A 20,956-nucleotide genomic window follows, 5' to 3' on the forward strand; every position below is an offset into this window, starting at 1 on the left:
CAAATAAATGCTTCTATTGAACTTCAAAAAATAAACATTTCCCATATTAATTAAGAAAAAGCCCAATTCCTTACACAGAATTGGGCTTTCCACGTCTATTTCAATATTTCCACAGCATTCTCCCCATAGACACCCTTCGATTCCAAAAACCGCTGCATTCTCTTGAGCGCTTCTTGAAGCTGGGCCATCGAGGTGGCGTAAGAGCAACGTACATACCCTTCACCGCTTTCACCAAACACATGGCCAGGGACTACTGCAACTCGTTCCTGCATCAGCAGCTGTTCCGCAAATTGTTCTGAGGTCAGGCCGGTTGCTTTAATTGATGGAAACACATAAAAGGCGCCGCCGGGAATGTGGCAATCCAAACCGATCTTATTCAAGGTCTGGACGACAAAGTTCCGCCTTCTGCGATAGCTTCGTTTCATCGTTTCCACATCATGATAACTGTTCCGGAGGGCCTCAATTGCACCATGCTGCAGCATCGTTGGCGCGCACATCGTCGTATATTGGAAAATTTTCAGCATAACTTCCACAAACGGTGCTGGGGCTGCAAGGAAACCTAAGCGCCAGCCGGTCATTGCAAAGCCTTTGGAGAAACCGTTGATTAAAATGGTTCGGTCATACATGCCTTCAAGGGCCGAGAAGCTCGTAAAGACTTCATCATAGGTTAATTCCGCGTATATTTCATCTGATACCACAATTAGATCATGCTTCTCGACGATTCTGGCGATTTCCGTCAGTTCCTTCTTGTTTAAGGAAGTGCCGGTTGGATTGTTCGGAAAACAAAGCAAAATTGCTTTTGTTTTTTCCGTGATGGCATTTTCCAGCTGCTCAGGTGTCAATTTAAACCCATTCGCAGGCGAAGTTGAAAGAGCAACAGGTGTGCCGCCGGCAATCGATACCAACGGGGCATAGGAAACAAAGGCTGGTTCCACAATCAAGACCTCATCACCTTGGTTTAAAATCGCCCGGAAGGCGAGGTCGATGGCCTGACTGGCTCCGATTGTCACAATAATTTGATTTTTAGGATCGTACTCGACCCCAAATCTGGTTCCCAGATAATTGGTGATTTCTTGCCGAAGCTCCAGCAGCCCCGGATTCGCCGTATAGGCGGTTTCGCCCTGTTCTAACGATAAAATGGCTGCTTCGCGAATGTTCCAGGGAGTGATAAAGTCGGGTTCACCGACTCCCAGCGAAATCACGTCCTTCATACTGGCGGCCAAATCGAAAAATTTCCTTATGCCGGATGGCTGAAGCTCTTTTGCTGTTTTGGAAAGATAATGGGAATAATCCTGTTTCATGGTGTAACCACCATTCGTTTATCTTTCTCATCACCGCCGCCAAAGATGACCCCGTCATGCTTATATTTTTTCAGCATAAAATGGGTGGTGGTGGAAATGACATTTTCAATCGTTGATAATTTTTCCGATACGAAGGTGGCGATTTGCGTCATTGTTTTACCTTCAACGGTTATCGACAAATCGTATGCACCGCTCATAAGATAAAGAGAAGTCACTTCCGGGAAACGATATATTCGCTCTGCTACCTCATCAAAGCCGACCCCGCGCTTCGGGGTTACTTTTACATCAATCATCGCAATGATGTTTTCCTGTCCCTCGACTTTGCTCCAATCGATTAAGGTCGGATAACTGATAATGATTTTTTCCTGCTCTAATTTTTCAATCGCCGCTTTAACTTTTTCTTCGCTGCTAAGTACCATGGATGCAATCGTTTCAACGGAAAGCTTATGGTCTTCTTCGATGATTTTTAATATCTCAATTTCTTCACTGCTCAGTTTCATGGTGGGGCCTCCTAAAAATTAAATCTTATTGTTGATTTTAATAGTCGAAGTATGAAAATACAATGAAAAAAGATGCCTGACACTAGAAGATTTTTAATAGGGAATTATTAGCAAATACACCTGACAAGCGGTCGTTGGATAAAAGTGCTATAATACTTACGGTATAGAATTTAATGTAAGGGGAAATGAACTATGATTCTCGTTGTCGGCGGCGCTGGATACATTGGCAGCCATCTTGTGAAGGATTTAGTCGAAAAAGAAGAGGTCGTTGTATTGGATAACCTGTCTACGGGCCACCGCGAGGCCGTTGATAGCCGGGCTATTTTTGTTAAGGGAGACCTTGGCAATGAAGAGGATTTGCAAATGATCTTTAGAAGCTATCCCATCAAGGCGGTCATGCACTTTGCGGCCAATAGCCTGGTTGGAGAGTCTGTTATTGATCCTTTAAAATATTATCAAAATAATGTAGCCTCTACTTTGACTTTGTTGAAGGTCATGGTGAAATTTCAAGTAAAAAACTTTATTTTCTCTTCTACAGCAGCAACCTATGGCATACCGAATGTGGAAATCATTGATGAATCAACAGTGACTGCACCAATTAACCCGTATGGTCATTCTAAGCTGATGGTCGAGCAGGTTCTGGCTGATTTTTCAAAGGCCTACGGTTTAAATTATGTGGTGCTTCGTTACTTTAATGCTGCAGGAGCGCATGACTCCGCGGTGATTGGCGAAAGTCATGATCCGGAAACACATTTAATCCCGATTGTGCTGCAGCAATTATTAGGTCAGCGGGAAAAGGTGTCTGTGTTTGGGGATGATTATGACACTCCGGATGGTACATGTATCCGCGATTATATCCATGTTACTGATTTGGCTGCCGCTCATATTCTTGCCCTTGAGGCGCTGCTATCTGGGAAGAAGTCAGCAGAGATTTATAATTTAGGGAACGGACTTGGCTATTCTGTGAAGGAAGTTATCGAGACCTGTGAAAAAGTAACTGGGGTAAAAGCCAATGTCGAAATGGCCGACCGCCGTGCTGGCGACCCAGCCAGACTCGTTGCTTCTTCAGCTAAAATCCTTGATGAACTAGGCTGGAAAGCCCAGCGAAACCTTGAACAAATCATCGGCGATGCCTGGAAATGGCACCGGACGCAGAAGTATTAAAAAAAGTGTGTGTCATTGTGGTGTTATTGTGGTGTCAGGCACCATTCGTGGACAAATGTCCTTGTGCAGTGGACAAAGAGGCGATGTTTGAAACCACAATTTTTAGGGAAGGGCAGAGACGGATGTTTCTGTTCTTTTTTTATGCCTCAATTTATGTTACTAGAGTCTATCATTTTGTTGTATCATTATTGCAAGAAATGATTTTGTGTGCTCTAAATGGGCGGCATAATAGAAGGATGGCATTTTAATGAGGAAACTATTTAAAGATATGCTTTTCATTATACTGGGTGCGTTTATTTTTGCGGTCGGAGTTAATTTTTTCACGATTCCCAATCATCTTTCCGAAGGCGGACTTTTAGGTATTACCATCATTTTGCACTATTTGTGGAATTGGTCACCTGGGGTCGTAAACTTTGTCTTAAATGCTGTGCTGATCGTGGTCGGCTATAAATTTTTTGAAAAAAGAGCGTTTGTTTATACGTTGATTTCGATTGCGGCCTGCTCAGGGTTTTTATTTTTAACAGAGGATGTCAGCAAACGGATAACAGAGGATACCCTGCTCGCTTCCCTTTTTGCCGGATTGTTAGTGAATGGCGGGATTGGCTTTATATTTCGTGCGGGCGGAACGTCAGGCGGAACAACCATTATAGCTAGGCTGGCGACGCAATTTTTCGGCTGGAGCCTTGGTAAATCTGTGCTCATTATTGATATTATCGTGGTGGCAGGCTCGATTCCGATCATCGGTTTGGAAAAGGCGATGTATACGCTTTTGATTGTGTATGTAGGGGCGAAGGCGATTGATTTCATCGTTGAAGGGCTTGATGAGCGGGTCGCCGTCTTGATTATCTCGAACACGCCAGAGCAGGTGCTCGAAGGGATTACGAATAAAATGTCGCGTGGCTTGACCATTTTAGATGGACGCGGCGGCTATACTGGTCAGAACAAGGAAGTTCTCTATATCGTCATCAATAAACAGGAAATCATCCAGTTGAAAAATATTATTAAAACAATCGACGAAAACGCTTACGTCACCGTCCATAACGTCCACGAAATGATGGGCAAAGGTTACAAAGCAAGTTGAACAAAAGTTCCCTGGTTCGAGAACCCAGGGAGCTTTTGTTAGTAAAAATTAAGTTTTTTCGATGCTGACACGGCCGGAAAAGAAGGTGGCACCGCCTCCCATGTCGGCAATTCGATCCGGGGTGAGGACGTTAACCAACTGTTTCGTTCCATTTTCGTCGGCCCAAAGTCCCTGGCTGACTACGACTCCAGAAAGGACGTTTTCGCCGATTGAAACCTTCAGCACACATTCCCCGCGATCATTCCATACACGCACCATTTCGCCATCTTGAATGCCAGCTGCCAGGGCATCCTTCTGATTCATATGCAATCGCGGTTCTTTTTCCAGGTCTACATGCTTCTGGTTGTTAGAAAAAGTAGAATTTAAGAAATTATGATTTGGCCCAGGCACAAATTGATATGGATGATCCCCATCGTTCACGAGCGGAATATAGGTTGGGAGCGGCGGGTGTCCGTCCTGCTTCATCCGCTCAGAAAATAATTCTATTTTTCCGCTAGGCGTTGGAAGTTTTCCAGGAAACAACGGTTTTACCTTGGCTTTTAGATAATTCGACTCGGATAACCTGTCAAAATTAATTCCTTCCAAATATGGATTCCGCGGGTTATTCAACGCGCCTTCAATCATCTCTGCCTCAGTTTCTTTGAAGGCTGCTTCATCACCGAATCCCATAGTATGCGCCAGTAAGCGAAAAACTTCGACATTTGATTTAGCTTCCCCAAATGGTTCAATTACCGGCTGCTGAAGCTGGGCAAAGTGGTGCCAGTAGGACGTATAAATATCCGTATTTTCGAAGGACGACGTTGCGGGTAAGACAATGTCGGCATACTTGGCCGTTTCGGTTAAAAATAAATCGTGAACGACGGTAAATAAATTTTCTCGGGCAAGGCCTGCTCTTACTTTATGACTGGACGGAGCAACAACTGCCGGGTTTGAGCCGTATACATAAAGGGACTTAATAGGCTGGTTAAGGGCCTGCAATGCTTCACCGAGCAAATTCATGTTCACGATGCGCGTGTTTTTATTTTTCAAAAGGTCAGGACGCTGCAGGCATTCAGTATTCGGTAGAAGGTACCCCGAATTTCCCTTAATCGCACCTCCGCCTTTAACAAGCCATTGGCCGGTAAGGGCAGGCAAACAAGAGACGGTCCGAACGAACATCCCGCCATTGTCGTGATGCTGTGGCCCGTTGCCAATTCGAATAAAAGAAGGTGACGCTTCTCCATACATCCGTGCAAGTTTGAAAATGTCCGCAACTGGAACTCCAGTGATGGCGGAAACCGTCTCTGGATCGTACTGCATAACATGTTCCCGGAGCTCTTCATGACCAACGGTATAGGTTTGGAGAAAGTCCTGGTCCACCATGTTTTCGGCAAACAAAATATGCATGAGCCCAAGGGCGAGTGCGCTGTCTGTGCCGGGTAAAATCGGAATAAACCAATCTGCTAATCTGCCCGTTTGGTTTTTATGAACATCGATGACGATGATTTTAGCACCGTTTTGCTTTCGGGCTTTTTGCGCAAGGGCTACCTGATGCATATTGGTGCTGGCAGCATTGATGCCCCAAAAAATGATCAGCTTGGAATGGATCGTTTCTTCCGGATCGATTCCAAGGCTTCCGCCCATGGTATATTTATAGCCAACGGAGCCGGCTGAAGAGCAAATTGTTTGATCGAGTCTGGAAGCACCGAGGCGGTGGAAAAAGCGGCGGTCCATTCCTTCCGCGCTGAGCCTCCCCATGTTCCCATAAAAACTGTAGGGGAGGATGCTTTCCGGACCATCTGATTGAATAAGTTCCGACCAGTGTGCCGTAATCGTTCTCAAGGCTTCTTCCCAGCTGATTCTCGTGAACTTTCCCTCGCCTTTGAGCCCTGTGCGTTTCAGCGGGTATTTCAATCGATTCTCATCATATATCCGTTCCGTCATATTCCGTACCTTGTTGCAAATATGCCCCTTCGTAACCGGATGCTCGGGGTCACCCTCGACCTTGACGATTTTCCCGTCTTTTTTATGTAAAAGCAATCCGCACTGATCCGGGCAGTCCAGCGGGCAAACTGAATGAAAAATACCGTTTCGCTCCATGAAAAATCTCCTCTCAAAAAGGATGGCTTCCATCTTTACATCATTAATAGATATGCAGGTTTGTATAATAGTATAATGGAAGAGGTGCTTTGGTGTCAGGTACGAGGTTTTTGGTTTACAAAGGTTATTGTAGGACCTCTTTGCATAGTGCAGAGAGGTTTTTTGATGAAAATGAAGGAATTATGACTAGAAATGGAGTTTTCTCGTTTTACTACAAAATTTCAAATAAAGACAAGCTTAGGCAAGTTCTGCATCGTTTGTCATTCTTTATCGAGAAGTATTTGTTTTCAAGGGAGAATTAATAGTTTTAAAATTAAGAACGTTGGGACAAATATAGAGGAGGTCTTGCTTATGAAAAAGAAAAAAAGAGGAATGGCGATTGCCGCCAGCAGTGTTTTAGCAATGTCTTTATTAGGGTTTTCAACTAGTGTTCACACATCTGCCAGTACACAGACAGTAAGCAAAAATTATTTGATTGCTTATAGTCAGTCTTTACCAAAGAACTATCTTGCTGAGATTAAGAATGCGGGCGGAGAAGTTTTGAAAGCGCTACCAGAAATTGGCGGGGTAGAAGTTCGCTCAACGAATCCCAATTTCCTCAGCCAGTTAAAGTCGAGCGGAACTATTGTGGCGGCGAATGTTGAGAAATTTCATAAACTCGATGATGAACAGCCAGCGGGTTCGGATGGTCTGCCGGTAACACTAACTCTTGATGCCGACGGAACATTTTGGAGTTCCCAATGGGATATTAGGCATTTAACTAATGAGGGAAAATCATTTGCTATCGAAAAAGGTGGCAACGGCACAACTCATAAAGCAGTTGTAGGTGTTATCGACACCGGCATCGACTTCAATCATCCGGATTTAAAAGCGAATTTCCTTGGTGGTCAAAATATGGTGCCTGCAGGAGGTTATACTGGTAACGATTCATCAGAAACAGGTGACAAAACTGATGTGAAAGACCGTGCCGGCCATGGAACACATGTGGCAGGATCGATTGCGGGCAATGGGAAAATTAAGGGTGTTGGTCCAGGCTTAGGAATCCGTTCTTATCGTGTTTTTGCTGCTACAGGTGGTGCACCGACAGGACCAATTGTAGGGGGTATTATTGCAGCCGCAAACGATAAAGTAGATGTCATTAATATGTCAATTGGCGGCTTTGATAATTTGAAGTATTACTATAACGGCACTCGTTATAATGATATTGCTGATGTTCTTCTCTGGAAGCGGGCCATCAAATATGCGGTTAATAAAAATGTCACCGTTGTTACTTCGGCTGGAAATGAATCATTGAACTACGCTGATAAAAAGTCACTAACAGATTATATGAATGCGGCATATGGTGATGCTAATCTAGTATTTACAGGCGTGGCTATTGAAACACCTGGAGGACTTCCTGGAGTTATTACTGTTTCATCCTCCAACAAATGGTCAACAGATCAGCTAGCCTTCTATTCAAACTACGGAAATAGCTTTATTGATGTAGCGGCTCCTGGAGGAGACAACGGTCCGGATTATGTTGCAACAGGTGATTTAAATAAACGTGATTTTACGTATCGTGCATTATCCACATGGCCAACATACTTAGACCCATATTTTACTATGGATACTAATGAAGGCTACGCCTACCTGCACGGCACGTCCATGGCCTCACCAAAAGTAGCTGGAATCGCTGGTGTTATCAAGGCGGCTCACCCAAATTATACTCCAGCACAAGTGGAGGCTTTAATTGAGAAGACTGCCTTAGATTATGGCAAAAAAGGCCACGATGAACTGTTCGGCTCTGGCGAAGCCAATGCGTACACGGCCTTAACAGGTAAATAATCTAATCAGCCCAGCTTAAATGACTCCATTTAGGCTGGGCTTCTTTTTTATCGCCCAGCCTATTTTCACACACTTTTCACACATTTATCCCGAAGTTCTGCCACACTCTTTGTCTATACTGAAGATGAAAGGAGTGATGGAAATGAATCTAAAAAAAGGATTGATTGTCGGGGTTGGAGCCTTGATGCTGTTAGGCGGCGTTTATAAAATCCAAAGTGTTTCCGCTGCGGAAAATCCGCCGGCAAAAGTAGAAGCAAAAGCAGGACATGCTGGCAAACGGTTTGAGGTGATTAGCCAATTTAAAGATCAAATTCATCAAGTAAATCAGCTTCGCAAAGAGCGCCTTGACCTGAAGAAACAAATGATTGAAAAAAGGGACCAGCTCCTCGATTTAGTTGTGGCTGCCAAACAAAGCGGCAATAAAGAAGACATAAAGCAGGCAAAAGAAGTAAAGCAGCAATTAAAGGCACTAAACAGCGATATGAAGACGCTTATCCAAGAGGGACGCAATGAGCGGAAGACACTGAAAGAAGACCTGAAAAAAGGCGAAGGCAGTGAACAGTTCACCAAGTTGATAGCGACACAGCAAAAGATTAATGAAAAAATGAAAGAGAAGCTGGCAGAACTGGATAAGATGATTGAGATATTAAAATAAAGTCGGGAAGAGATAGTGTTCAGTGCTATCTCTTCTTTATTATATAATGGAACCGAGGTGAACCTTTGATGAAGCATATTTTTGTTGTGGATGATGAGAAGAATATTAGGGATATTTTGCAGAAATATATCGAAAATGAAGGATACAAAGTGACACTTTTTTCAGAAGGAAGACAAGTTTTTCAGGAAATGCTGCGGCTTAGGCCGGATTTATTGATCATCGACATCATGATGCCTCATCTCGATGGAATTGAGCTCTGCAAAGAGATTCGCCGGGTGAGCGATATTCCAATTATTTTTGTCTCCGCAAGAGACGGTGAATTTGATCGAATTTTGGGCTTGGAGCTTGGCGGGGACGATTACTTGACGAAGCCATTCAGCCCGCGTGAACTGATGGTTCGAATTAAAAATATATTTAAGCGGCTTGGGAAAACGGCTGGCAGCGGGACGCAAATTCTGAATATAAGGGATGTCAATATTGATACAGAGCGGCGATACATAGAAAAAGAAGGCCAGGAAATCAAAATGACGACCAAGGAGTACGATTTGTTCTGCTTTTTGGCGCAAAACAAAGGGAAGCCTTTTACAAGAGAAGAACTGCTGGAGTTTATTTGGGGGTATGAGTTCGCAGGAGATGGGCGGCTAATCGATGATTTGGTTAAGCGGGTCCGGAAAAAATTAGAGCAGCACCAGTCAACGGTGGCGGTGTCGACGATTTGGGGATATGGGTACAGATTGGATGAGTAGGATGAAATTAGGATCGAAGCTCTTATTCACTTATTTTTTATTGATTATCATTATATTCATCATTACAAGCGTATCCTTTCGCTTTATCTCGCAGCGATATTTGATTCACGAAACCGAACAGCAATTACATAAGGAAGCCACGGTAATGAGTCAATTACTTGGCAAGTCGTCTCTCTCAAGACCGGTAATTGAGGAAAAGCTTATGAATCGAAAGGCGCTGGCTGTCACGGAGCGGTTATTGTCTTCCAAAATGATTATCTGGACGGCGCGGCAGGAGATTGTTTATACAGATTTAAAAGAAGCTGTCTTAGCGGAATTCAGACAGGGAGCCAAAAGAAATTTTGTTTCGGAAACGGTGCCGATTCAAGCAAAAAATGGGAAGACGCGAGGATATGTAACCTTAGTAGCCAGACTGGATGAGGTTCAGGAACTGAATCGATTAATGCGGAAGTCACAGCTGATTAGTTTGGTGCTTTCGGCATTGATCGCTGTGGTTTTAGGCTTATTTTTCAAAAAAGGCATAACGCGACCCATTCGCAACCTTAGCGAACATATGAAAAATTATTCGTTGAAAGGGGCGAACAGGGAGATACGCCTAACGACCAAGGACGAAATTGGCGAACTCGCTGAAAGCTTTAATGCTTTATCTCGGAGGCTGAAGCAGTATGATGAGGACCAAAAGGTATTTTTTCAAAATGCTTCACACGAATTGAAAACGCCGCTGATGGCGATTCAAGGTAATGCAGAAGGAATATTGGATGGCGTCGTGACCGGTGAAGATGTGAATAAAAGCTTAAACGTCATTATTGCTGAAAGCCAGCGGCTGAAGCGGATTGTTGAAGGAATTACCTATTTAGCGAGGCTTGAGAGTGTCGAAGAAAGCTTTGTGTTCAAGCGTGAGTCGTTAGAAACTCTTATTCAAGAGGCGATGGATAGTGTTGCAGCGTTAGCCGATCAGCGGGAAATTGAAATTGTTATTGAAGGGGCTATCTCCGAGCTGGTTATGGTCGACAGTGAAAAAATGAAGCGGGCCTTTATCAATTTGTTTGGGAATGCCATCCGCTATGCAAAATCGGCGGTCATCGTGAAAAGCAGCATAAGGGATGGGAAGACGTTGCTGATAGAAGTAATGGATAATGGCTCCGGGTTCGCGCCAGGAGAAGTGGACAAGGTGTTCCAGCGATTCTATAGCGGTGAGGAGGGCGGTTCGGGAATCGGCCTTGCCATCACCAAAGCCATCATTGAAGGACATGGAGGAACAATTAATGCGATGAACGGAGTGCAAGGTGGTGCGGTGTTCCAAATTTGGTTAAGAAAGGTGTAAATGGTGTTAAAGGTGTCAGGCACCACACGTGGACAATTCCTGAGTTTTGTCCGCGTATGGTGGACACTTTCTTGTGTGATTTCGAAGTGGCATTACTGCCCAAGCTGTTTGATCTGATTAATAATGCTGGTAATGTCCTGAACGGTTTGAAAGAGTTCGGTGTTTTGTAAAACGGATGGGTCTAGTAAGCCGTTCTTAAAATTATTTAAATAGAGGTTAATTCCATCTAATAGCTTATTGTTTTGATCAATAATTTGCTGATGTAAATCAACAGCTATATCCGGTGCCTGCAGTTGATTAAAGGATTGTATTTCTTGTTTCATCTGCTTTAGCATTGTTTCAAGCTGTTTAGCTGCCTGCTGATTTCCTACAGCTTGTTGGGCAAGAGAAGGGGCGTCATTAGCAAAAGCAGTCGCCTTATCTAAATAACTAGTTGCCTCGTTTATATACGTGACCGTATTCTTTGCATCATTAAGCAGGGAACAACCACTAAGCAGCATCAAAAAGCTGGTAAATAGAATCATTATCGATTTTTTCATTCTGAAACCCTCCTTTTTTTCACCAATTGTACTATTATACGTTTGTTAATCTGGTTAGTTTCTTTTTCACCAAAAAAAGCATTGACTATACGGATTTTGCATCCTATTGTCAATGCTTTATTTCTCTTTATTGATTGAAAAACTTCAGTAATCCGTTTATTAATCCATTACATAGTTTGTTTTGGTAGCTGTCGCTGATAAGATTGGCCCGTTCCCCGTTATTGGTAATGAAGCCGATTTCCATTAAGACTGCCGGTGCGTTATTCCCTCTTATTACCCGGAAGCTCTCGTCCTTCACGCCCCTTGTGACAGCGCCGGTTGCTTTAATGACTTCATTCTGAAGGTAGGTCGCTAGCTTCTTGCTTTCCTCAGGCATCACTCCGTCGACAGAATTAAAATAGGTTTCAATCCCCTGGGCGGAGCTCCCAATGTTTCCTGCCGAATTGACGTGAATACTGATAAACGCATCTGGCTTAATGGAATTGGAAAATTCGACCCTTCCATCCAATGAAATAAATTCATCCGTGCTCCTAGTCAAATAAACCGTAGCTCCGTGCCGTTTTAACATGTCGGCAAATTTCAAGCTGACCTGCAGGTTGATGGTTTTTTCAAGAACACCTGCGGCACTCGCCCCGCCATCATAACCTCCATGACCGGGATCGAGAACAATTACTTTCCCTTCTAAATCCCGGGAAATAGGAACCCAAACACCACTGGACTCTAAAAAGAAATCCGTGCCATTAACCGTAATCCAGCCAGTCTGCATGATGCCATTATTGTCGGCATAATACCAGTTGCCTTTATCTTGGAACCACCCTGTTTTCAGCTGCCCTGACTGATTAAAGTAAAACCATTTGCCGCTTAGATTTATCCAGCCAGTTTGCATGTCCCCGCCTGAATTTAAGTAATATCGCCCGCCGTTATTATCCAGCCACCCTGTTTGCATTTCACCTTGGCCATTTAAAAAGTACCATTTTCCACCGTTAAGTATCCAGCCTGATTTCATAGCAAAATCGTCACCAAGGTAATACCAAATGTTATTCAAAAGCAGCCATCCCTTTTGAAGCTGACCCGCATTATTTGCGTAATATTTTTTTGCTTCGGCAGTAAACCAGCCGCCACTAAATAGGGAACCATCGTTACCGAAATAATATCCCTTCCCATACAAGATAGCTAAGCCCGTTTTTAAAGCTCCGTTATTATCGAAAAAGTAGGTTTTCCCTTGCTCTTGATACCAGCCGGTAAGCATGATGCCATTTTGGTCTAACAAATATTTTTTATCCTTGTAGGTAATCCAGCCTGTTTGAATTACACCTTCATTATTGGAAAAATACCATTTTCCATCCACCTTGCCCCAACCATAGACAAGCGTACCATCTGTGTTAAAAAGATATCTTTTTCCCAGAATATCAGTGATGCCTTTGGCTGCGGCACCATCAATAGTAAAGTAATATTTTTTGCCGCCTATTTCCTGCCATAGATTCGACCCCATGACACCTAAACTATTAAAATAGTACAATTTTGAATTGATGGTTAGTAGTCCGGTGCTTCTTTCGCCGCTGGACTTAAGATAATACCAGCTGGAACCAAGCAGCAGCCATCCCGTTTTCATCACGCCGCTTGATTGAAGGTAATACCATTTGTTATTAACGTTAATCCAACCGGTCTGCATCGCGCCCGATGGAGCCATGTAATACCATTTATTCTGATCCAGCACCCAACCGGTTTGCATTGTTCCGGTTTTATCCATGTAATACCACTTATTTCCTATGTATAACCAGCCTTTTACCGCCATATCATTTTTATAGTAATACCATTTGCCACTTTCCTGCTTCCAGCCCGAACTGGCGGCATACGTATGGCTAGTTCCGATCCCCAATCCCGCGAATAACAGGACGAAAATTGAGAAGATTAATAGTTTTTGTTTCAAAGCATAGTACCCCTTTAATCTTTTATTTAACTCTAAAGAGTCGAGTCGGTACAACCTCGAGTTGAAAGGTTGTATGGCTTCACTACTAGACTCTCACGCTCCCTTATCGAATGATGTTACCAAATGTTTCCGTTTTGCTCCCTTTTTATATTAAACTGATTTTTTTATTATGTGAAGGAAAATTCGACATCTTTCTACCATTTTTGGAAATAAGGAGGGGAATAACGTCGAATAATGAATGTTTCCCGGGAAATGAGTAATCTCGTGTAAAAGAATTGGTCGACAAATTTTTATAATCATCACTTTATATTTTTGTGGCCGTAAGATATACAAATATTAACGAAAACGGAGGGCGAGTTATGTATCCTTACACAAATTACTACGATGCGATAAACAGGCAGCCTCATAAAATGATTACTGATCTTGAAAAAGCTATTAATGGTGAATATAGTGCAATAAATTGCTATGCCAAATTAGCCACACTTGCGGCGAATGAAAAGGAACGGAAGCAAATTCTTGAAATTCGTGAGGATGAAGTTAAGCATTATCAGCAGTTTGTCCAGCTTTATAGCCGTTTAACAGGCAGACAGCCCCAGCCAAAGATCACGGAAGATTGTCCAAATGTTTATAAAAAAGGCTTGGAATTTGCCCTGCAGGATGAACAGCATACCGTTGATTTTTATCATGAAATCGCTGATGAAGCGACAGACCCAGCAATAAGAAGGATTTTTCGAAGAGCGGCAGCTGATGAACAAAATCATGCCGTGTGGTTTTTGTACTTTTTTTCAAAGATGCAGTAAAAAATGTCCCCAAAGTAGGGGACATTTTTTATATAAATTTATTAATCTCCTCTTGAGTCCCCGCCGCCGCCGTCACTGTCCCCGCCAGCATAAGTATTGTCATCTTTAGAAACATCATTATTATCGTAATAATCATTGGATTGTGCTTTTCTTTTTACTGTGGGAAAAATTAAAAAGGCCCCAATAATTAATATGGTACCGAAAAATTCCTGGGTTCCGAAAATAAGATAAATGCCGAACACCAATAGGAAAATACCAATCAGCCATTGAAGGAATCTTATCGTTTTCAGAGACATACCCCCTAGATGTAAAATGTTATAGTAAATAAATATTAGCAGGCAGGACTTTTTATACATTCGACAGCTTGGGCGTTTTCAGCTTTGAACATTTTGTTAAATATTGTGAATACTGCTAATCGAAAAGGCTGATTCCAGTATAATAAAAAGTAGATAATGCAAAGGGAGTGATTTACTTTGGTACGCAGCACAAGATTGTGGTTTGCCGGTGCGAAATATCATGTGACCAGCAGGGGAATCAGAAAAAATTCGCTTTTTTATGATGAAGAAGATTATGAAAAATACCTCAATTTAGTAGAAGAAACAAGGAAGCAATACCCATTCATCCTCCATTCGTTTTGTTTGATGACCAATCATATCCATCTCCAGATTGAAACACTTGAATCTCCGCTCAGCATCATAATAAAAAACCTCAATACGAAATACGCGAAATTTTTTAATAAAAAGTACGATTATTCGGGGCATGTATTTGAAAAGCGCTATGGCGCTGAACTGCTCAATTCCCCTGAATATGAAATCGATGTCAGTAAATATATTCACTTAAATCCTGTCAGCGCCGGGGTGGTGAACCTGCCTGAGGAGTATCCATGGAGCAGCTATCGAGCTTACATCGACTTGAAGGATATTCCGTTAATTGAACCCCAGCCGATTCTGTCCTACTTTCCTCACCCACAGACACAGCATTATCAGCAATATATGAATTCCCGCTGGAATGATAAATTTTTCTGGGAAGATGGTAAGCTCTATATGGGCGAAAAGGTGATGTTATAATGTGGGCACGTGTGTCGAGTATTGGCCTAAAAGGAATGGAAGGGTACCGGGTCAATGTCGAGGTTGGTACCTATATTGGGACCGATTCGTTTAAAATTGTCGGTCTTCCCGATGCTGCGGTGAAGGAAGCCAAGGAGCGTATTATTGCGTCCCTTCGCTCATTGGGGTATACCTTATCTGGTCAAAAAATTACAATCAATCTGTCGCCTGCCGATCAAAAGAAATTTGGCCCGATGTTTGATCTGCCGATGGCGATTAGTCTGTTGTTGAGTTTGCATGAATTAGATGTGGTCATTCCAGAAGGAACTGGTTTTTTGGGAGCCCTGTCATTGGATGGTTCGATTCAGCCGGTTGAAGGAATGCTGCCAGCTGCGCTTGCTGCGAAAAGGCTTGGGATTAAATGGCTCTATATGCCCTTTGATGATGAATTGCCTGTGCTTGAATTTAATGGTTTGGAAATCATCTTTGTTTCATCGTTGCAGGATGTAATCGGTCATCTTTCGGACCAATGGGTTCCTCCTTTGTTGGAAAAGCAGGAGGAGCTATGTGTCCAAAGCGCCGATTTTTTAGACTTTCAACAGATTATTGGCCATAGGAGCGCAAAACAGGCGCTTGAGATTGCAGCTGCGGGTGAGCATCATGTCTTGATGACGGGCCCGCCGGGTTGTGGAAAAAGTCTGTTAGCCGGGAGTTTTCCGACGATTCTGCCTGAATTAAGTAAGGAAGCCCAGCTCGAAGTTATAAGTTTGTATCAATTGAGCCGGAACAAATATCCTCGAACATTTTTGCCTCCTTTTCGGAATCCTCATCACTCCGCTTCAGGTGTCTCGATTATTGGAGGCGGCCAATACCCTAAGCCTGGAGAAATATCGCTGGCCCATCGCGGTGTGTTGTTTCTCGATGAAATTGGTGAGTTTTCGAAAAAAACTTTGGATATGCTTCGGCAGCCACTGGAAAATGGGGAGATTACCATTAGCCGCACACATGCGACGATTACCTATCCTGCCCAGTTTATCTTTTTGGCTGCCATGAATCCGTGTCCCTGCGGATATGCAGGCTCCAATAAGCGATATTGTACCTGCACGCCGAAGCAGATTCTTGCTTATAAAAATAAACTTTCAGGTCCGCTTAGAGACCGTTTTGATATTAATCTTTCCTTAAGATCGGTAGATTTCAGTAAGGCTATGACGGAAAAGGCAGGGGAGGAGTCAAGGGCTGTTCGCCAAAGAGTGGTTGAAGCAAGGGAAAGGCAATTTGAACGCTATGGGCAGGAAGTTTGCAATGGCCGGGTTCCGTTTGAGGTGCTTTTAAGGACAAGCCCATTGTCAGAGGGGCAGCAAGTGGATTTACAAAAGTTATCTTTTAATAAAGGGCTCAGCAATCGAACGCAAATTAAAATCATCCGCCTCGCCAGGACGATCTCCGACTTGCAAGGGAGCTCCCGCATCACCGACCAAAGTATTTGGGCAGCAGTCAAGTGGAATGGGGGAGCTTGATCGGAATTATTTTTTCAATCGAACTTTAATATTTTCAGAGTGTGCAAGAAGTATTAAAGCTAGGATTAGGATTGCCAGTACACCGGTTTCCCAATTATCATGCTGGATAAACAAAAACACTGGAATGACAAGGAATGCTCCTAATCCTGAAAAGGTAAAGCTTTTGGTGAAGGGATATGTGACAAGGAATGCCAGGATAATCACAGGTGCAAGGAAGGGCTCGAAGGTAACCATCCCGCCGATGAACGTTGAAATACCTTTCCCGCCCTGAAATTTAAGAGTGACGGGCTTTAAATGGCCAATGATGGCAAAAGCGAGGCCAATTAATTGAATAGGTTCAGAGAAACTGAGGTACCGGCCAATAAAAATGATCAGAATGCCCTTTAAAGCGTCCCCAAGAAATGTGATAACAAAGGCCTTTTTGCCATAAATTCGCCCGGCATTCCGCGCACCGACATTTCCGCTCCCCTGCCTGCGGATATCCTGCTGAAAGAGCAATTTTGTAATCAGATATCCAAACATAATGCACCCAATGAAATAAGAACAGGCAAAATATAGCCAAATCACTCGAATCACACCTTTCTAGTTGTGTGCAATTTTGGTAGGCCGTAACAAGTTGAATTATATATAATAAAAGTATGGTGGAAAATACATCCACCTCTTTTAGTTTGAAGGAGAAGGCTAATATCTTTAAGTACTATATGCTGTTTATTGTTTAGAGAGAATTTAGGTCATTATTTGGAGGGCATTTATGTCTAATGTGCTTGTAATTGGTAGTTATGTAGTAGATTTAATGAGCCGAGCACCACATCTTCCAAAGCCGGGGGAGACAGTTCTAGGGGGACCGTTTCAGATGGGGCCTGGAGGAAAAGGTGGAAATCAGGCGACCGCAGCGGCAAGGTGCGGCTCAGAGGTTACGTTTATCACCAAAGTGGGTGACGATCTTTTTGGTCAAGAGGCATTAAAACACTTAGCAGAAAATATCAATAATCAATATATTAAGGTCGATCCAAGCCAGTCAACTGGAGCTGCATTGATCGCCGTGGATGATAAAAGTGAAAACAGCATTGTTGTCGCCCTGGGAGCCTGCGGAACTATTACAGAAGAGGAAGTAGTAGTAGCGGAGGAAAGGTTCAAAACTGCAGACATCGTCCTGCTCCAGTTGGAAACAAGTATTGAAGCGGTGGTAACTACGCTGAAACTAGCAAAAAAATATGATGTTCCGGTCATTTTGAATCCCGCCCCATACCAGGAGTTTCCTAGAGAGATTCTTTCGGATGTAACCTATATTACTCCAAATGAAACAGAAGCATTTGAGTTGAGCGGGGTAGAAGTAAAAGATGAAGAATCTGCTTTAGTGGCTGCGAGGAAAATTCATGGATTGGGTGTTGAGAAGGTGATTATCACCCTTGGATCGAAAGGCGCGTTCCTTTATACTGGCGGTGAGAAGGGTGAATTGGTTCCGGGTCTCAAAGTAGAGGCTGTTGATACAACAGGGGCCGGCGATGCCTTTAATGGGGGATTTGCTCACGCGCTTAGCATCGGGTACTCTGTCCGTGAAGCGATGACCTTCGCCAATGCAGTTGCCGCCCTCTCCGTGACAAAAATTGGTACAGCACCTGCTATGCCTTATAAACACGAAGTCGAGGAAATATTAAAGCGGGAAGATGTTGTAAAGTAATAGAACAAAATGCAGATAAAATAAAAAAGGGATGAATTTAAAAGTGTTATTATACTTTTTTTGTCATCCCTTTCAATTATCTTATTTCGCTTCTAATTCTAATTGCCTCTTCAGTTCGGTTTGGATTCTTTGTTTTTCTGCAGCTGTTACTATGCCATAGTAGATTTTGTTGATCATTGTGCCTGTTTCCTTTATTTCCATCTGTTGAATGTTCTTTCCGGCTTCTCGATAGTTTTTCTGGATATCAACCATTTGATCAAAGGTCAGATTTGTCTTAATATTTTTTCCAAGGGCAGTAAATATATCGGAAAAATTCGTTAAGCTTGATACGCTTACACCCTCATTAATGACCGCTTTAATGATTTCCCGCTGCCTTGATTGACGGCCGAAGTCCCCGCGCGGATCCTCGTATCTCATTCTAGAAAATATTAAAGCCTGTTCACCGTCTAGGGTAATATCTCCTTTTCCAAAATGAAAACCATACTGATCGAATTCAAAATCATTTTGGACGTTTACCCCGCCAACCGCATCGACAAGGTCCTTAAAACCTTCCATATTAATCTTCATATAATAGTCAATTGGGATATCGAGGAAATTTTCAACGGTAGCCATAGACATGGGAACCCCGCCAAAAGCATAAGCATGGTTTATTTTATCCTCTTTCCCTTTTCCGACTATCTCAGTGCGAGTATCTCGCGGGATACTTAGCATTTTTACTGAGTTATTATTGGGATTCACGGCGAGCACAATAATGGTATCAGAACGGCCTTTGTCACCCTTTCGTTCATCAACACCCAGCATTAAGACGGAGAAGGGCACCTTTTTTTCCAATGCTACCGGCAATTCCCGCTTTTCCGGCTGGATTCGTTCAACCGGCTGGTGCATCGTTACTACAGCAGTTTTTAGAGATTTATAAACCGTGTAACTATAAACACCCACAGCAACAAAGATTAGCAATAAAATAATCCCCGTCACCTTTAACCACTTTCTACTTCTCTTCTCCTGAGATCTCATATGATAAAACCCCCATAATAATAATGATGCAAAATGGTGTCAGGCACCGTTCGTGGACACTTCGGTTAATTTGTCCGCCCTGGGTGGACATTCGTGATGGGTGATATGTATGGATGATTGAAGGTATGATTCATGGTGCTGGTGCAGCAGGTTTTCTATGTTGAAATGCAGTGTCTTGAAGATGGGTCCATTGTATGAAGGAAATAAAAGGCTTGTATTCTCATGATAGTATGTAAGTTACCATTTATTTTAACACTCATAGTAAATAAATCCCATTACTCTTTTATTAAAATTCAATGAGTTTTCTAAATAAATAAGCTAAGTAATCTCATGCATTGTTCACTTTCACCTTCACCAGCCAGTTTGTTTTCATTAAATACCGTTTTCATTCGGTTAATGCTTTTGCCAGCTAGTGTAATTTGATATCATGATAGTTAGGCTATGATTTGGCTGTCAATTTTTAAATATTAATAGTGAATTGTATAATGATGGTACATATATTCTTTGGAGGTTTTTATGACAAATCAATTGAAGGTAATGACCGTATTTGGAACAAGACCGGAGGCAATTAAAATGGCTCCGCTTGTTAAAGAATTAGAAAAACATCCTGATCAAATTCAATCGATTGTAACGGTAACAGCACAGCACCGCCAAATGCTGGATCAGGTCTTAAATATTTTTGAAATTACACCTGACTATGACTTAAATGTAATGAAGGAACGCCAATCCTTGATTGATGTGACAACAAGAAGCTTAGAGGGGCTTAATGATGTAATGGGAAAGGTAAAACCCGATATCGTTCTCGTTCATGGTGACACAACGACAACATTTGTGGCGAGTTTAGCGGCTTTTTATAATCAAATTCCGATTGGTCATGTGGAAGCAGGACTTCGCACACATAACAAGTATTCACCATACCCTGAGGAAATGAACCGCCAGCTGACAGGTGTATTAGCTGATCTTCATTTTTCGCCAACAGTACAATCAAAGCAAAATCTTTTGGTAGAAAATAAAAAAGAAGAAGCAATTTTTATTACAGGAAATACCGCGATCGATGCATTAAAAACAACCGTTAAAACGAATTACTCCCATCCTGTTTTGGATAAGCTTGGGGACGATCGATTAATTTTAATGACGGCCCATCGAAGAGAAAACACCGGTGAACCCATGGAAAACATGTTCCGTGCGATTCGCAGAGTAGTGGAAAAACATGCTGATGTACAAGTCGTTTATCCAGTTCACATGAACCCTGTGGTTCGTGAAATTGCTAATCGGGTATTGGGAGAAAACGATCGAATTCAGCTGATCGAGCCGTTGGATGTAATTGATTTCCATAACTTTGCTTCACGGGCCTATTTAATTTTGACTGATTCCGGTGGGGTTCAGGAAGAGGCGCCATCTTTGGGTGTTCCTGTTCTTGTTTTACGCGATACAACTGAGCGGCCTGAAGGAATTGCAGCGGGGACATTAAAGCTAGCAGGAACAGATGAAGAAACCATCTTTGGGCTGGCAGATGAATTATTGTCTGATAAGTCCGCCCATGACCAAATGGCAAAAGCCTCTAATCCATACGGAGACGGTTTCGCCTCCAGACGAATCGTTGAAGCGATTCTTTATCACTTCGGAAGAAGCGAACAACGACCTGCCGACATGGCGTAAGCAGGGAAATACTAGTATTATGTAAGGTTTATCAGCCCTCCTGTCTTTGGTTAGAAGACAAGAGGGCTGTTTATTTATCGAATTCTGAAGAAAAGG

19 protein-coding genes are annotated in these 20,956 nt (G+C 42.8%); 11 read left to right on the forward strand and 8 right to left on the reverse strand.

Annotated features, from left to right (window positions below; translation table 11 throughout):
• Nucleotides 1-95: 95 nt before the first annotated feature.
• Nucleotides 96-1,301, reverse strand: coding sequence for an aminotransferase (locus LC455_RS22590; RefSeq protein ID WP_223594221.1), 1,206 nt, complete (start codon nucleotides 1,299-1,301; stop codon nucleotides 96-98).
• A complete protein-coding gene (locus LC455_RS22595) occupies nucleotides 1,298-1,801 on the reverse strand; it encodes an Lrp/AsnC family transcriptional regulator (protein ID WP_223594223.1) in 504 nt (167 codons plus the stop codon). Before LC455_RS22595 ends, LC455_RS22590 begins: the two co-directional genes overlap by 4 nt.
• A gap of 192 nt (nucleotides 1,802-1,993) precedes the next feature.
• Here LC455_RS22595 and galE point away from each other — a divergent pair, with 192 nt between their 5' ends.
• Together galE and LC455_RS22605 are read left to right on the forward strand one after the other, a co-directional pair.
• A complete protein-coding gene (gene galE / locus LC455_RS22600) occupies nucleotides 1,994-2,965 on the forward strand; it encodes a UDP-glucose 4-epimerase GalE (RefSeq protein WP_223594230.1) in 972 nt (323 codons plus the stop codon).
• 247 nt (nucleotides 2,966-3,212) lie between these two features.
• Entirely contained in the window at nucleotides 3,213-4,046 is an 834-nt protein-coding gene (locus LC455_RS22605; protein ID WP_223594231.1) for a YitT family protein, read from the forward strand.
• A 48-nt stretch (nucleotides 4,047-4,094) separates the two neighbouring features.
• On the opposite strand, the gene LC455_RS22610 is transcribed toward LC455_RS22605, so the two are convergent.
• Entirely contained in the window at nucleotides 4,095-6,125 is a 2,031-nt protein-coding gene (locus tag LC455_RS22610; RefSeq protein ID WP_223594233.1) for a molybdopterin-containing oxidoreductase family protein, read from the reverse strand.
• A gap of 351 nt (nucleotides 6,126-6,476) precedes the next feature.
• On the opposite strand from LC455_RS22610, the gene LC455_RS22615 reads away from it, so the two are divergent.
• The 4 genes from LC455_RS22615 to LC455_RS22630 all read left to right on the forward strand — a co-directional run bounded on the left by LC455_RS22615 (nucleotide 6,477) and on the right by LC455_RS22630 (nucleotide 10,674).
• The gene (locus LC455_RS22615) at nucleotides 6,477-7,949 is read left to right on the forward strand and encodes a S8 family serine peptidase (RefSeq protein ID WP_223594285.1); all 1,473 of its coding nucleotides are present in this window, start codon (nucleotides 6,477-6,479) and stop codon (nucleotides 7,947-7,949) included.
• A 142-nt stretch (nucleotides 7,950-8,091) separates the two neighbouring features.
• Nucleotides 8,092-8,604, forward strand: a complete 513-nt coding sequence (locus LC455_RS22620) for a hypothetical protein (protein ID WP_223594235.1) — start codon at nucleotides 8,092-8,094, stop codon at nucleotides 8,602-8,604.
• A gap of 68 nt (nucleotides 8,605-8,672) precedes the next feature.
• Nucleotides 8,673-9,350, forward strand: a complete 678-nt coding sequence (locus LC455_RS22625; protein WP_223594237.1) for a response regulator transcription factor — start codon at nucleotides 8,673-8,675, stop codon at nucleotides 9,348-9,350.
• Between the two features lies 1 nt (nucleotide 9,351).
• Entirely contained in the window at nucleotides 9,352-10,674 is a 1,323-nt protein-coding gene (locus tag LC455_RS22630) for a sensor histidine kinase (RefSeq protein WP_223594239.1), read from the forward strand.
• 92 nt (nucleotides 10,675-10,766) lie between these two features.
• Here the strand turns inward: LC455_RS22630 and LC455_RS22635 are convergent, their stop codons facing one another.
• Together LC455_RS22635 and LC455_RS22640 are read right to left on the reverse strand one after the other, a co-directional pair.
• A complete protein-coding gene (locus LC455_RS22635; RefSeq protein WP_223594241.1) occupies nucleotides 10,767-11,213 on the reverse strand; it encodes a DUF6376 family protein in 447 nt (148 codons plus the stop codon).
• A 127-nt stretch (nucleotides 11,214-11,340) separates the two neighbouring features.
• Nucleotides 11,341-13,143, reverse strand: a complete 1,803-nt coding sequence (locus LC455_RS22640) for an N-acetylmuramoyl-L-alanine amidase (protein WP_223594243.1) — start codon at nucleotides 13,141-13,143, stop codon at nucleotides 11,341-11,343.
• A gap of 359 nt (nucleotides 13,144-13,502) precedes the next feature.
• Between LC455_RS22640 and LC455_RS22645 the strand changes: the two genes are divergently transcribed.
• Nucleotides 13,503-13,943 (forward strand): ferritin-like domain-containing protein, encoded by a 441-nt coding sequence (locus LC455_RS22645; protein WP_223594245.1) that lies wholly within the window; start codon nucleotides 13,503-13,505, stop codon nucleotides 13,941-13,943.
• Nucleotides 13,944-13,984: 41 nt separating this feature from the next.
• On the opposite strand, the gene LC455_RS22650 is transcribed toward LC455_RS22645, so the two are convergent.
• The gene (locus LC455_RS22650) at nucleotides 13,985-14,239 is read right to left on the reverse strand and encodes a hypothetical protein (RefSeq protein WP_223594246.1); all 255 of its coding nucleotides are present in this window, start codon (nucleotides 14,237-14,239) and stop codon (nucleotides 13,985-13,987) included.
• A 177-nt stretch (nucleotides 14,240-14,416) separates the two neighbouring features.
• Between LC455_RS22650 and LC455_RS22655 the strand changes: the two genes are divergently transcribed.
• Entirely contained in the window at nucleotides 14,417-15,010 is a 594-nt protein-coding gene (locus tag LC455_RS22655; protein WP_223594247.1) for a transposase, read from the forward strand.
• Complete coding sequence (locus tag LC455_RS22660) at nucleotides 15,010-16,506, forward strand: YifB family Mg chelatase-like AAA ATPase (RefSeq protein WP_223594248.1); 1,497 nt, start codon at nucleotides 15,010-15,012, stop codon at nucleotides 16,504-16,506. Before LC455_RS22655 ends, LC455_RS22660 begins: the two co-directional genes overlap by 1 nt.
• A gap of 6 nt (nucleotides 16,507-16,512) precedes the next feature.
• Here the strand turns inward: LC455_RS22660 and LC455_RS22665 are convergent, their stop codons facing one another.
• Nucleotides 16,513-17,073, reverse strand: coding sequence for a glycerol-3-phosphate acyltransferase (locus LC455_RS22665; RefSeq protein WP_223594251.1), 561 nt, complete (start codon nucleotides 17,071-17,073; stop codon nucleotides 16,513-16,515).
• Between the two features lie 184 nt (nucleotides 17,074-17,257).
• On the opposite strand from LC455_RS22665, the gene rbsK reads away from it, so the two are divergent.
• Nucleotides 17,258-18,187 carry a ribokinase gene (rbsK, locus tag LC455_RS22670; protein ID WP_223594253.1) on the forward strand — a complete coding sequence of 310 codons (930 nt, stop codon included), beginning with the start codon at nucleotides 17,258-17,260 and terminating at the stop codon, nucleotides 18,185-18,187.
• 81 nt (nucleotides 18,188-18,268) lie between these two features.
• On the opposite strand, the gene tagU is transcribed toward rbsK, so the two are convergent.
• Nucleotides 18,269-19,201 carry a polyisoprenyl-teichoic acid--peptidoglycan teichoic acid transferase TagU gene (tagU, locus tag LC455_RS22675; protein ID WP_223594254.1) on the reverse strand — a complete coding sequence of 311 codons (933 nt, stop codon included), beginning with the start codon at nucleotides 19,199-19,201 and terminating at the stop codon, nucleotides 18,269-18,271.
• Between the two features lie 516 nt (nucleotides 19,202-19,717).
• On the opposite strand from tagU, the gene wecB reads away from it, so the two are divergent.
• Nucleotides 19,718-20,860 carry a non-hydrolyzing UDP-N-acetylglucosamine 2-epimerase gene (gene wecB, locus LC455_RS22680; protein ID WP_223594256.1) on the forward strand — a complete coding sequence of 381 codons (1,143 nt, stop codon included), beginning with the start codon at nucleotides 19,718-19,720 and terminating at the stop codon, nucleotides 20,858-20,860.
• Nucleotides 20,861-20,956: the final 96 nt, after the last annotated feature.

It is taken from the genome of Neobacillus bataviensis (assembly GCF_019969725.1).